Genomic DNA, 13,053 nt, shown 5'->3' on the forward strand with positions numbered 1-13,053 from the left:
AATTGACACGAGTGAGAAGACTATGGATATCAAAACAAATTCATTATTTGCCCAAATGCAGAGTATGTCATTACAAGCATCAGGTAATAAATTACCTGCCGTAGGTGGTGATATGCAGGGAATGTCAGGTGTTAATGCCATTAATAGCACTAACTCATCTAGTAGTAATTTTGGCAATTTATTAACGGATGCATTAAAAACGGTTAATGAACTTCAACAAGATACAGGTGCTAAAAAAACAGCATTTGAAATGGGTGATCCTAATGTAACGTTAGGCGAAGTAATGATTGCATCATCTAAGTCGGGTGTTGCCTTAGATGCAACAGTGCAAGTGCGTAATAAATTTGTTGAAGCATATAAAGAAATAATGAGTATGCCTGTCTAGTTTATATAACCTAAATTTATTTTAACATCGTTGCCTTTTATTGTGATGGGCATGTTATTCCTCGATAAGCGTCTTGTTAAAATGATTTATTCTTATCTAAACGTGCGTTGTTAATTAAAAGACACATTAAGTTGTAAGCGGAGAAGTTCAGTGGCAGATACAAATTCAATGGTAGCAGCAGATGGTGGTAATTCAATGATTGCCAGTGACTCTGATGACGATAATGCTATAGAAGAAAAAAAGTCAGGCTTTGCTGCTGCTTTAGGTAATGCAGAGACCTTACGCCAAATAACCTTAGTTGTGGCTTTGTCAATTTGTTTGGCTATTGCTATCTTCGTTATTATTCTTGCTAATGAACCAGAATATCGATTTTTAGCTAAACAGCCTACCGAACAACTGATTAAAACAATGGATTTTCTTGACGCAAACAAAGTGGATTACCGTCAAGAAAATAACACCTTGTCTGTCCCTGTTGACGAATATCAAACAATAAAGTTATTGTTAGCACGTGAAGGGTTATCAACTGAGCCTTCGCAAGGTGAAGACATGGTCATGAAAGACATGGGCTTTGGTGTAAGTCAGCGTGTAGAGCGTGAACGCTTAAAATATGGCAGAGAACAACGTATTGCAAAAACTATTGAGCAATTACAAAGCATTTCACGCGCTAAGGTTTTACTTGCCATTCCTCCAGAAAATATTTTTGCTCGTAGAGAAAAAAATCCTTCAGCAACTATAGTGCTGACTCTGCAACGTGGACGATTACTTTCTGCTGAAGAGGTGGATGCTGTTGTTGATATCGTTGCATCTGCTGTACAAGGAATGAGTCCAAATCGTGTCACAGTTACTGATCAAAATGGGCGACTATTGAACTCAGGCAGCCAAAACTCAATTTCTGCCCGTTCACGTAATGAGCTTGATATTGAACAAAAGCGTGAACAAGAATACATGGATAAAATTGATAATATTCTTATTCCTGTTGTTGGTTTAGGAAATTACACAGCACAAGTTGATGTAACGATGGATTTTACCAATGTAGAAGAAACAGCGCGTCGTTATAATTCAGATTTACCTGCACTACGCAGTGAAATGAAAGTAGAAAATAGTAGCATTGGTGGTGCGTTAGGCGGTATTCCAGGTGCATTAACTAATCAACCACCGCTTGAGTCTAGCATTCCAGAAGATGCATTAGGACAACAACAAAAGGCCATACCCAGTAGAAAGCATAGCGAATCAACTAAAAACTATGAACTTGATGAAGCAATTAGTCATACCAAGCAGCAAGCAGGCGTTATTCGAAGAATTAGTGTTTCTGTGGCGCTTGACTATGTTGATGGTGCAGCGCCAACACCTGTGACCCCATCTGACGCTGAGTCAACAGAAGAAACTCAAACGGCAATGGCAGCTAAAGAGCCTAGAAGTGTTGCTGAAATAGCTTCTATTCGTCGTTTACTACAAGGTAGTATTGGTTTTGATTTACAGCGAGGCGATGTATTAGAAGTTATTACAATACCTTTTAATCGTGCGGATCTTGGTATAGATGATACGGTACCAATATGGGAACAACTATGGTTCTTAAAGATGTTAAAGCTTGTTATGGCGGCATTAGTTATTATTGTATTAATTATGGCTGTAGTTCGTCCTATGTTAAAACGTTTAATCTATCCAGATAGTACGCCACAAGATTACGGTGATAAATCACTTGATAGTCATATAGATTTGGGCGATGAAACGATGGATATGTTAACGTCAGAATTTGATGCAGGCAATGTAGGTTTTGCACCTGATGGTAGTTTACAATTACCTGATCTTCACCGAGATGAAGATATATTAAAAGCGGTTCGCGCGTTAGTCGCAAATGAACCAGAATTATCGTCGCAAGTAGTTAAAAGTTGGTTGAACGAAGATGAGTGATGAAACACAAGTAAGCGGAGAACTTGCCGCAACGTCAGCAGGCTTTGATGTTAACAAACTAGAAGGGGCAGAAAAGGCCGCTATTCTACTGTTAAGTTTATCTGAAGAAGATGCCGCACAAATATTAAAACACTTAGAACCAAAACAAGTACAGCAAGTCGGTACTGTAATGGCAGCGATGGAAGATTTTACTCAAGAAAAAATTACCGCTGTTCATAAATTATTTATCCATGAGATACAAAATTTCTCAACTATTGGTTTTCAAAGTGAAGATTTTGTTCGTAAAGCCTTAACCGCTGCTTTAGGTGAAGATAAAGCTGGCAATTTAATCGACCAAATTGTAATGGGGGGCGCTTCAAAAGGATTAGACTCGTTGAAGTGGATGGACTCTAAACAAGTTGCCAATATTATTCGAAATGAGCATCCACAAATTCAAACTATCGTTCTTTCTTATTTAGCACCAGAACAATCGGCTGAAATCATGAGCCAATTTACGGACAAAACGCGTTTAGATCTAATGATGCGTATTGCAAACTTAGAAGAAGTACAACCAGCCGCATTGCAAGAATTAAATGAAATAATGGAAAAACAATTTGCAGGACAAGCTGGAGCTCAAGCAGCTAAAATGGGGGGCTTGAAAGCTGCTGCCGACATCATGAACTACTTTGATACTAATGTTGAAGGTATATTGATGGACTCTATGCGTGAAAGTGATGAGGAAATGAGTCAGCAAATTCAAGACTTAATGTTTGTGTTTGAAAACTTAGTTGATGTTGATGACCGTGGTATGCAATCGATTCTGCGCGAAGTTGAACAAGACGCACTAATGAAAGCAATAAAAGGGGCTGACGAAGCACTTAAAGATAAATTCTTAAGTAATATGTCTAAACGTGCAGCAGATATGTTGATAGATGATCTTGAAGCCATGGGGCCTGTGCGAGTGAGTGAAGTAGAAACCGCACAAAAAGAAATTCTTGCCGTTGCCCGTCGATTATCTGACGCGGGTGAAATTATGCTTGGCGGTGGCGGTGGCGATGAGTTCTTATAATTTGTCATAACATTTAAGCAAACGGGTTAAGCAAGGTAAACATATGAGTCAAACACCCTCACATATTATAAAAGCAAACCAAACAGAAGACTTAGATGTTTGGTCGCTGCCGAATGTGCAAGAGAGTACAAATAAGGAACAAGAGAACCAAACCAATGCCTATGGTAAAAAGCGCACTTGGCAATACGAACCGCCAGAAGAAGAGGTCGTAGAACCTGAGCCACTTACTGCACAAGAAATTGAAGAAATAAGACAAGCAGCTCACGAGGAAGGCTTTAGCCAAGGTAAAGAAGAAGGTTTTGCAAAAGGCTATGAAGAAGGCAAAGCGCAAGGTGTAGAAGAAGGTACCGCCCAAGGAATTAAAGACGGCACTGAGCAAGGTTTAGCACAAGGTAAAGAAGCGGTTGATGCGTTAAGTGAAAGTTGGCAGCAGTTAATTGAGCAACTTAACAACCCCTTAGCAAGTATTGAAAAAAACGTTGAAGAACAGTTATTGAATTTGGTTGTACAATTGACCGAAGCTGTTGTGCTGCAAGAAGCAAAAACCAATCCTGATATTTTAATGGCGGCTATTAATGCTGGTATTAAAGCGTTACCGAGTAATGAGCCGACGACTCAAATTTATCTACATCCTGATGATATTAAGCTAGTCGAAGATCAATTTGGTGAACAGCATATTAAAGAGAGTGGTTGGAAATTATTACCAGCACCACAATTAACGGTTGGTAGCTGCCAAATTGAAAACAGCACTTCTAATATTGATTTGCAAATGAAATCACGATTAAAACAAGTTTTGGAGTCTTTCTTGCAAGATGCATTACATCAGTGATTTTTTTGACTTTTAGGCGGAAATTTATTTCACGCTTTATTTAATGTGTAGGGCAGAAATGGTCGATAGCAAGCGTATTAGCGATAGATTAAAGAAAAGCCAAGACTTTATTCACCCCTTTAAAGAGCCTGTTGCTGGGCGTTTAGTGCGTGTAGTAGGATTAACGCTTGAAGCTGTTGGCGTTAAAGCACACATTGGTAGCCAATGTTTAGTCGAAACCAATCAAGGCGACTTACTTGCAGAGGTTGTTGGTTTTTCTCAGGAAGTAACGTATTTAATGCCTGAAGAAAGTTTGCGCGGCGTATTACCTGGCGCACGAGTTATGCCCATTTCAACTAAATTACATTTACCTTTATCTATGGGGCTACTTGGGCGAGTCATTAACGGCGTTGGTAAACCGTTAGACGGTAAAGGGCCAATTAAAACAGATGAAAACTACAAAATAAATAGCAGCCCAATAAATCCATTGTCGCGTAGAGCGATAACCGAGCCGTTAGATGTAGGCGTTCGTTCAATTAATAGTTTTAACACCGTGGGTAAAGGCCAACGCATGGGACTATTTGCTGGTTCAGGTGTAGGGAAAAGTGTTCTTATGGGCATGATGACTCGAGGCACAACTGCCGATGTTATTGTGGTTGGCTTAGTAGGGGAACGTGGGCGAGAAGTAAAAGAGTTTATTGAAGAAATTTTAGGAGAAGAAGGGCGAGCTCGCTCTGTTGTTGTTGCCGCGCCTGCTGATAATTCACCTTTAATGCGTTTAAAAGGGTGTGAAACCGCAGTACAGATCAGCGAATATTTTCGTGACCAAGGCTTGGACGTATTACTGTTACTTGACTCATTAACTCGCTATGCGCAAGCACAACGAGAAATAGCACTAGCGGTAGGTGAACCACCAGCAACAAAAGGTTATCCACCGTCAGTGTTCTCTAAATTACCACAATTGGTTGAACGTGCTGGTAACGGTGGAGAGGGACAGGGATCGATTACCGCTTTTTATACCGTACTTACAGAGGGAGATGATCTACAAGATCCTATTGCTGATGCGTCACGGGCTATTCTAGATGGGCACATTGTATTATCACGAGAACTTGCCGATGCTGGGCATTATCCAGCGGTTGATATTGAAGGGTCAATTTCAAGGGTTATGCCAATGGTAACCAGCATGGAACATCAAACACTTGCTCGACAATTAAAACAAATATATTCACTTTATCAACAAAATAAAGACCTCATTGCAATTGGTGCTTACACCAAAGGCAATGATCCTAGAATTGATCAAGCAATCAATGTGCACCCAGTTATTAATTTCTTTTTACAACAGCAAATTCAAGAAGTTATACCTTATGAACAAAGTATTCAACAAATGCAAGAAATTATTGCTGCGGCGACAGCCCATAGTCAAAATCAAGCCGCTTCAGCATAGAAAACTAGAAGATTGTCAGAACGGGTAAGTACATTAAGGAAATATTATTATGGCTGCTAATCATAACAACCAGCTTGAAACGTTATTAAAGTTTGAACAAAAAAAAGAAGAACAAGCAGAAAATATGCTACGAAATGCTGAAAATGATTATCAGCAGAATATTACTCGTTTGCAAAGTGTTGCAGATTATCGTCTTGAATACATGAACAGGTTAAGCCAACGATCTCTTCAAGGTGTTGATAGCGCCACATATAATCATTATCACGCGTTTATTAAAAAACTTGATTATGCATCAGAACAAGTAAAAATTGCGATGCATCAGGCCAAAGCTTTAGTTGAACAGAGTAAACAACGTTGGATAAAGCAAAGACAGAAGGTGCAAGCGGTAGAAATGCTAACAGCTAAACGCAATAGTGTTTTAATAAAAAAAGAAAGTAAGAAAGAGCAAAGCATGTTTGATGAAATATCTACACAACAATTTTTACGACGAAGATCACAATAGCCACCGTTTGTTATCACCATTTATTTTTTAAGGTGAAGATTTCGTATTTTTGTATATATACAGGTTATTAAACTGAAAACGGAATGATTATTGCAGTACTGTTGTGCTTTAGTACGTTAAGTACAAGAGAAGAATATTCTTCACAGTTATATTTATACTATTATTTATTTTTGGCGATTGGGATTATTATGCAACAACTCAATATTTTACCTATTAATACTGGAAAACATGTCGATACTAAAGATAATGTTTCGGCTATATCTTCTTTGTCAAACGATGATTTTTCACAACATATAGAGTCGCAACTAGCTAAAAACAAAGATATTAGTAATAAAACATCCGAAGAGGAAGTTAGTAACGCTGATACTAAAAAAGATGAAACCCAAACAGAATACAAAACCAATGTAGCTGATCAACCAATTCAAACTGAAGAATCTGTCAGTATAGAGAATGCCTCAACTGGTGAACAAAACTTGGCAACTGATACGCAAGAAGTTGCCGCTATCGGCAATAGTAGCGAAATAAAGTCAAATAAAACTAAAACCGATGAAGTAACTCAGAGTATTGATGATCCAGAGTCATTGATGTCTTTTTTGACCAAGGCAGATAATACATTAGTTGATAAAGGGTCAGTTGATAAAAATACGGTTGATAGCGAAGTTGTTAAAATAAATTCAGGAAATACAACTAATACAGCAAAGCTTAATGAGTTATCGGAAGAACAAAGAATAAAAAATGAGATGCAGCAATTATTGAAAGCTAACAACTTAACATCTGACTTATCGGGTGTGGCAAAGGCAATAGCATCAAGCTCAGAAACTGAATCAGAATACCTGTTTGAGCAAGAAAAATCAGAAAATGTAACGGAAGAATCTTTTAAAGAAAGAAAAGAAGGGAAAGAAAGCACCGATACTAATCAACCCCTAACAACTAAATCAGTTGTTGATGCTAATAGCTTGTCTACAACGACTTTAGATGAAAAATCTATTAATAATAGTAAAAATGGGGAACAAGCGTCGATTGAGCAGGCTAAAACTAAAGCTGCTGCATCTGCAGGTAGTCAAGAGATAATAACCAACGCACCTACGCCTATAGAAGCTAATGATGAAAACGTGATTAGTCAGCAAAAATTTACGTCAGAGAATGTTGATATTGACGCCAATGATAATCAGGATGCCGTAAAATCATTAAAAGGGAATAAAGAAAAAACTCAAACAGATGTAACTCAAACAAGTGGTAACGATAAAAATGCACTTGAAAATGAATCGGTTATTGATGAGCAAGTAGCATTAATGCAACAAAATGAAAACGTTCAGCGTGATAAGGGTGTAACTAAAGTAGTAGACAATACAATCTCGGTTAATGCTCGTGGGCAGCAGCCTAGTGCTCAATCACCAATATTCAAAGATACCCCTAAAAACACCTCATCAGAAAGTTTAGAGCAATCCACGTCAGAATCTGACATTGATTCCCAATTAAGTAGTAAAGCATCTGAACAGTTTGTTAGACACAGTGAAGAGGGAATAACAGGGGGCAATAAAGAGGCGAGTGCAAAAGTTATCGCTAAACCCAACACCGATTTTTCGTATAATGCGAATGCAGCAGAGGCAATAAACAGAGAAGCACAGGCTTCATATGATAGAATAGATGAACACGCTATAGAAATAGTTAACCCAACGGGGAGCGTGGAAGTATCACAAAGTCAAAAAACGAATATACAATTGCATCATGAAACCATTTCTATTTTCAGAAAAGATTTCTCTGATGCTGTAAAAGATAAAGTGATGTTGATTATCTCACAAAAATTACAACAATTTGATATTACGCTTGATCCCCCAGAATTAGGCAACATGCAAGTGAGAGTTAACTTGCAAGGAGAGCAAGCATCAGTTAATTTTATTGTACAAAATCAGCAAGCTAAAGAGGCGCTTGATCAAAACATGAATAAACTAAAAGACATGTTAGCAGAGCAAGGTGTTGATGTTGGTGATACAAATGTTGAACAGCAGTCTCAGCAATCTGATAACAGTTCAACGAACGATGATAAAAATCATCATATAAATACTAATACTGCTGATGCAGGTGATGTAGTGGAGCATAATTTGTCAGTAAAAATAAATGACACTTCAACACAAGGTGTCGATTATTATGCTTAGAAAAAGACAGAAATAAAAATATACTGGGCAAATTGCAGATAAATTAAGCTAAATACTATTTAGTTGATGAAAACACATTGGCTAGTGTGCTATTCAAGGATATAGTTTAGAAATATTTTTCAAGATAAATATAAGGAAACTCATGGCAGACGAAAAGGGTAAAGCGGCAGGAAATGGTGCTGACCTAGAATTAGAAGCTGGCAACAAAAAGAAAAAAATGCTCATTATTATTATCGCTATTGTTGTTTTACTTGCTGGCGGCGGCGGTGCATATTTTTTCTTGATGGGAGATGACAGTAGCACAACTGCAGAACAAACATCTGTCGATGGTGCTTCTGCTGAACAAAGCAATGAAGACGGAGAAGAAGAAAAAGCGAAAGTAGGCTCAGCACTATATGTACCAATGCCTAGACCGTTTCGTTTTAATGTGCCAGGGGCTGCTCGTGATCGTTTTGTCGAAATTCGTGTACAATTATTAGTACGTGGAGGCGACAACGAAGAAAACGCTAAGATGAATATACCGTTAATTGAAAGCACATTGTTAAATATTTTTTCACAGGCTAATGCGGATGATTTATCAACAAGTGTTGGTAAAGAAGCATTGAAGCAGCAATCTTTGACAGCAGTACAATTAGTAATGAAAGAGCTTGAAGGCAATGATACTGTTGAAAAAGTATTGTTCACAGGCTTTGTAATGCAATAAACTTTTTATAAATAGCTATGTATAGACTAACTATGTATAGAATACGAGTAAATAGTTTCAAAAATTGTAAGCAGTGTAAATGAGCTTTGGAACAGTTTAAGTCAAGTTAAATTAACTCAGGCTAGACTAAAAGATTCAAATAAAATTAAGCTATAAAGAGAATAATGCGTGAGTGATTTATTATCCCAAGACGAAATTGACGCGCTTTTGCATGGCGTTGATGATGTTGAAGAAGAAGAAATAGTTGAGAATACTTCCGAATCAAAGGACGGTAGTGCTGATTATGATTTTTCTTCACAAGATCGTATCGTCCGTGGCCGTATGCCAACCTTGGAGATGGTAAACGAACGATTTGCTCGGCATATGCGTATCAGCTTATTTAATATGATGCGTAGAACCGCCGAAGTATCAATAAACGGTATTCAAATGATCAAATTTGGTGAATATATTCATACCTTATTTGTTCCAACTAGCTTGAATATGGTGCGCTTTAGACCATTAAAAGGCACTGGCCTTATTACTATGGAAGCGCGTTTGGTCTTCATTTTAGTTGATAACTTCTTTGGTGGTGATGGGCGATACCATGCCAAAATAGAAGGTAGAGAATTTACACCAACAGAACGTCGAATTATTCAAATGTTGTTAAAGTTAATATTTGAAGACTATAAAGAGTCTTGGTCTCCCGTTATGGATGTTTCATTTGAATACCTAGATTCTGAAGTGAACCCATCGATGGCTAATATTGTTAGTCCAACGGAAGTGGTTGTTATTAGCTCTTTTCACATAGAGCTTGATGGAGGTGGTGGTGATTTTCATATCGCCTTACCTTATTCAATGTTAGAGCCTATTCGCGAGTTACTTGATGCAGGTGTCCAAAGTGACAAAGAAGATACTGATATGCGCTGGTCTAAGGCGCTTCGCGATGAAATTATGGACGTATCAGTTTCACTTAATACCAAGTTTTTAGATGTGCAATTACCGTTAAGTCAGGTAATGGAACTACAGGCAGGAGATATTATACCAATTGAAATGCCTGAACACATTACAGTATTAATTGAAGATTTACCTACTTTTAGAGCAAAACTAGGGCGTAGTAGAGAAAATGTAGCATTGAAAATTCAAGAAAAAATCAAGCGTCCAGAATCCGTAAAATCAGAACTAACTATTTTAACTAAAGGCGGTAAGCGTCTTGATAATGACACAGAGCTTGAGTTGTTAGAAGACGACTTATAACACCTAACGACTATAAAACATTAATCGTAAAGAATTGAAAATTGAGGCAAGCGGTATGAGTAATGACAATGATGAAGATTTAAGCATGTGGGATGAGGCACTAGATGAACAAGCTGAAGCCTCAGCCGAGGGTGCTAGTAAGGATGAAGGTGCTAGTAAAGCTGAAGCCGTTGAATTAGAGGAGCTAACAGAAGATGATGCGCCTATTACGGGAGAAGAAAAACGTAAACTAGATGCAATATTAGATATTCCCGTTACCATCTCAATGGAGGTAGGTCGTAGTAATATTAGCATAAGAAATTTATTGCAACTTAATCAAGGATCCGTTGTTGAATTGGATCGTGTTGCGGGTGAAGCATTAGATGTTTTAGTTAATGGCACACTTATCGCCCATGGTGAAGTAGTGGTAGTTAATGATAAATTTGGTATTCGCTTAACCGATGTTATTAGTCAAATTGAACGAATTAAAAAATTAAAATAATGGCTAAAATTTCCGCGTTTATCGCCTGTTGTTTTTTTGGTTTATTAATGCCGTATGGGGTTGCTCAATCAAGTCATACTTTAGTAACAGAGCAAACGCCACAAGTAACAGAGCAAGCCCCGCAAGTAGGCAAGCACGTTATGGCAAATATGAATGCCAGTAGTATGATTTTGTCTTTATTGATGGTATTAGGGTTAATTATTATTTGTGCACTAGTACTAAAACGCTTCAATTTTACTCAGCAAAACTCAGCTCAATTAAAAGTCATTGCTAGTTTATCTTTAGGTGCAAAAGAGCGTATTATTGTTGTACAGGTAGGTGAAGAACAATTGGTTTTAGGTGTAAGCCCACAAAAAATTTCGTTATTGAAAAACTTAGAAACACCTATTGATGTTCAATTAGATAAGCCAATGGCATTATCAAAAAATGTGTTATCTTTTTTGCAGAAAAATAGTAAAACCCAAATAGATAACAACACAACAAGTAAAACAACAAAAAATACATAAATGACTATGAAAAAAATTCTCTGGTTGGTTTTATTCACACTGTTTGCCTCGGTTATGAGTGCAGGAGTTTTTGCTGCTGACGACCTGTCAATGTCGGCATTAAAATTGACCACAAATCCTGATGGCTCGCAAGAGTATTCAGTAACATTACAAATTTTAATGTTCATGACAGCGCTCAGTTTCATACCTGCCGCTGTGATAATGATGACCTCTTTTACTCGTATAGTTGTCGTTATGGCCATATTGCGCCAAGCTTTTGGTTTGCAGCAAACCCCTTCAAATCAGGTCATCATTGGTTTAACCCTTTTTATGACCTTGTTTATTATGACACCCGTTTATAATCAAATTAATGAAGTGGCTATTCAGCCTTACTTATCTGATCAATTAACCTCAGTAGAAGCTTTTGATAAAGGTAAAGTACCATTACGTGCATTTATGCTTGAGCAAACGAGGTTAAAAGACCTAGACACTTTAGCTGCAATGGCCGATCTTGACGCAGTTGATAAACCAACAGATCTACCCATGACTGTTATTATACCTGCTTTCATTATTAGTGAATTAAAAACGGCTTTTCAAATTGGCTTTATATTATTTATTCCTTTTTTAATTATTGATTTAGTTGTGGCGAGTATTTTAATGGCAATGGGGATGATGATGTTATCACCGATGATTGTTTCGCTACCCTTTAAGCTCATGTTATTTGTATTGGTTGATGGTTGGAACTTGGTCATAGGTACTATTGCCACGAGTTATGGTTTAGGTACTTAGCTTTTTACTCACTTAAAAAAGTAAACAAGAGAACGTAAGATGGGACCAGAAGTTTTTGTAGACATACTAAGAGATGCATTACTACTAGTAATTCTGCTAGTGAGTGCCGTTATCTTACCGAGTTTATTTGTTGGCTTGCTTGTTGCCATTTTTCAGGCGGCAACGTCAATTAATGAGCAAACCTTAAGCTTCTTACCCCGCCTTATTGTTACGTTACTGGCGCTTGTTTATGGTGGACATTGGGGGGTGCAAAAACTAATGGATTACACTTTTAGGTTAGTTGCTAGTATTCCGAGTGTTGTTAGCTAATGGAATTTACCGAGTCAGTTGTAAATCAGTACCTAGCTGATTTTATGCTGCCCTTTACCCGTATTTCTGCATTAATAATGACCATGATAGGGTTTGGCGCGCGGACTATTCCTACACGTATTAAACTTTTTCTATGTGTTACCTTAACATTGGCTATTATGCCAGCCATTCCGCCAACAAGTGTTGAACAATTATTCTCTTTTACTACCTTTTTAATGATTGCTCAGCAAACATTAATTGGTATTAGCTTAGGTTTTATTACCGTGATGGTGATTAATACTTTCACTCTAGCTGGTCAAATTATTGCCATGCAATCGGGGTTAGGTTTTGCTTCATTAGTTGACCCCGCAAGTGGCATGAATGTGCCCGCAGTAGGACAGTTTTTCTTAATATTATCTACTTTGCTTTTTTGGACAATGGATGGTCATTTAGCATACATTCAGTTTGTTGTTGCCAGTTTTGATACGTTACCTGTTGGTAATGAACAGTTTGCTAGTATTAAGTACAAAGATATTGTTTTATGGGGAAGCTGGATGTTTGCAACGGCTTTGTCACTTGCTTTAGCTCCTTTAACGGCGATGTTATTAATTAATTTTTCTTTTGGTGTGATGACAAGAGCAGCACCACAACTTAATATATTTGCGATAGGCTTTCCTATTACGATGATGGCTGGTTTATTAATTATGTGGCTAACTTTTGGAAACTTTCTAACTCACTTTGAACTACAGTGGCAACGAGCGCTTGATTTTAGTTGTTATTTAATTGATTGCGCAGCAACTTAACGTAGTTTTAGCATAAC

At 37.6% G+C, this 13,053-nt stretch carries 14 protein-coding genes; all 14 read left to right on the forward strand.

Annotated features, from left to right (window positions below; all coding sequences use genetic code 11):
- Positions 1 to 22 precede the first annotated feature (22 nt).
- The 14 genes from fliE to fliR all read left to right on the forward strand — a co-directional run bounded on the left by fliE (position 23) and on the right by fliR (position 13,036).
- On the forward strand, positions 23 to 385 hold the full coding sequence (gene fliE, locus ACE1OF_RS02210; protein WP_448892398.1) for a flagellar hook-basal body complex protein FliE: 363 nt from the start codon (positions 23 to 25) through the stop codon (positions 383 to 385).
- 150 nt (positions 386 to 535) lie between these two features.
- Positions 536 to 2,296: a flagellar basal-body MS-ring/collar protein FliF gene (gene fliF / locus ACE1OF_RS02215; protein WP_448892399.1), complete on the forward strand. Its 1,761-nt coding sequence runs from the start codon at positions 536 to 538 to the stop codon at positions 2,294 to 2,296.
- Positions 2,289 to 3,344 (forward strand): flagellar motor switch protein FliG, encoded by a 1,056-nt coding sequence (gene fliG, locus ACE1OF_RS02220; protein ID WP_448892401.1) that lies wholly within the window; start codon positions 2,289 to 2,291, stop codon positions 3,342 to 3,344. The genes fliF and fliG overlap by 8 nt, the downstream gene beginning before the upstream one ends.
- Positions 3,345 to 3,387: 43 nt before the next feature.
- Positions 3,388 to 4,173 carry a flagellar assembly protein FliH gene (fliH, locus tag ACE1OF_RS02225; protein WP_448892403.1) on the forward strand — a complete coding sequence of 262 codons (786 nt, stop codon included), beginning with the start codon at positions 3,388 to 3,390 and terminating at the stop codon, positions 4,171 to 4,173.
- 58 nt (positions 4,174 to 4,231) lie between these two features.
- Positions 4,232 to 5,596: a flagellar protein export ATPase FliI gene (fliI, locus tag ACE1OF_RS02230; protein ID WP_448892405.1), complete on the forward strand. Its 1,365-nt coding sequence runs from the start codon at positions 4,232 to 4,234 to the stop codon at positions 5,594 to 5,596.
- Positions 5,597 to 5,645: 49 nt separating this feature from the next.
- Positions 5,646 to 6,098, forward strand: a complete 453-nt coding sequence (fliJ, locus tag ACE1OF_RS02235; protein WP_448892406.1) for a flagellar export protein FliJ — start codon at positions 5,646 to 5,648, stop codon at positions 6,096 to 6,098.
- A gap of 188 nt (positions 6,099 to 6,286) precedes the next feature.
- Positions 6,287 to 8,254: a flagellar hook-length control protein FliK gene (locus ACE1OF_RS02240; protein WP_448892407.1), complete on the forward strand. Its 1,968-nt coding sequence runs from the start codon at positions 6,287 to 6,289 to the stop codon at positions 8,252 to 8,254.
- 142 nt (positions 8,255 to 8,396) lie between these two features.
- Entirely contained in the window at positions 8,397 to 8,957 is a 561-nt protein-coding gene (fliL, locus tag ACE1OF_RS02245; RefSeq protein WP_448892408.1) for a flagellar basal body-associated protein FliL, read from the forward strand.
- A gap of 168 nt (positions 8,958 to 9,125) precedes the next feature.
- Positions 9,126 to 10,190: a flagellar motor switch protein FliM gene (fliM, locus tag ACE1OF_RS02250; protein WP_448892409.1), complete on the forward strand. Its 1,065-nt coding sequence runs from the start codon at positions 9,126 to 9,128 to the stop codon at positions 10,188 to 10,190.
- Between the two features lie 55 nt (positions 10,191 to 10,245).
- Positions 10,246 to 10,671 (forward strand): flagellar motor switch protein FliN, encoded by a 426-nt coding sequence (gene fliN / locus ACE1OF_RS02255; RefSeq protein ID WP_448892410.1) that lies wholly within the window; start codon positions 10,246 to 10,248, stop codon positions 10,669 to 10,671.
- Positions 10,671 to 11,177, forward strand: a complete 507-nt coding sequence (fliO, locus tag ACE1OF_RS02260) for a flagellar biosynthetic protein FliO (protein ID WP_448892411.1) — start codon at positions 10,671 to 10,673, stop codon at positions 11,175 to 11,177. The genes fliN and fliO overlap by 1 nt, the downstream gene beginning before the upstream one ends.
- Positions 11,178 to 11,945, forward strand: a complete 768-nt coding sequence (fliP, locus tag ACE1OF_RS02265; RefSeq protein ID WP_448892413.1) for a flagellar type III secretion system pore protein FliP — start codon at positions 11,178 to 11,180, stop codon at positions 11,943 to 11,945.
- Positions 11,946 to 11,984: 39 nt separating this feature from the next.
- Positions 11,985 to 12,254 (forward strand): flagellar biosynthesis protein FliQ, encoded by a 270-nt coding sequence (fliQ, locus tag ACE1OF_RS02270; RefSeq protein WP_448892414.1) that lies wholly within the window; start codon positions 11,985 to 11,987, stop codon positions 12,252 to 12,254.
- On the forward strand, positions 12,254 to 13,036 hold the full coding sequence (gene fliR, locus ACE1OF_RS02275; RefSeq protein ID WP_448892415.1) for a flagellar biosynthetic protein FliR: 783 nt from the start codon (positions 12,254 to 12,256) through the stop codon (positions 13,034 to 13,036). The genes fliQ and fliR overlap by 1 nt, the downstream gene beginning before the upstream one ends.
- Positions 13,037 to 13,053 lie beyond the last annotated feature (17 nt).

The organism is Colwellia sp. E150_009 (genome assembly GCF_053543955.1).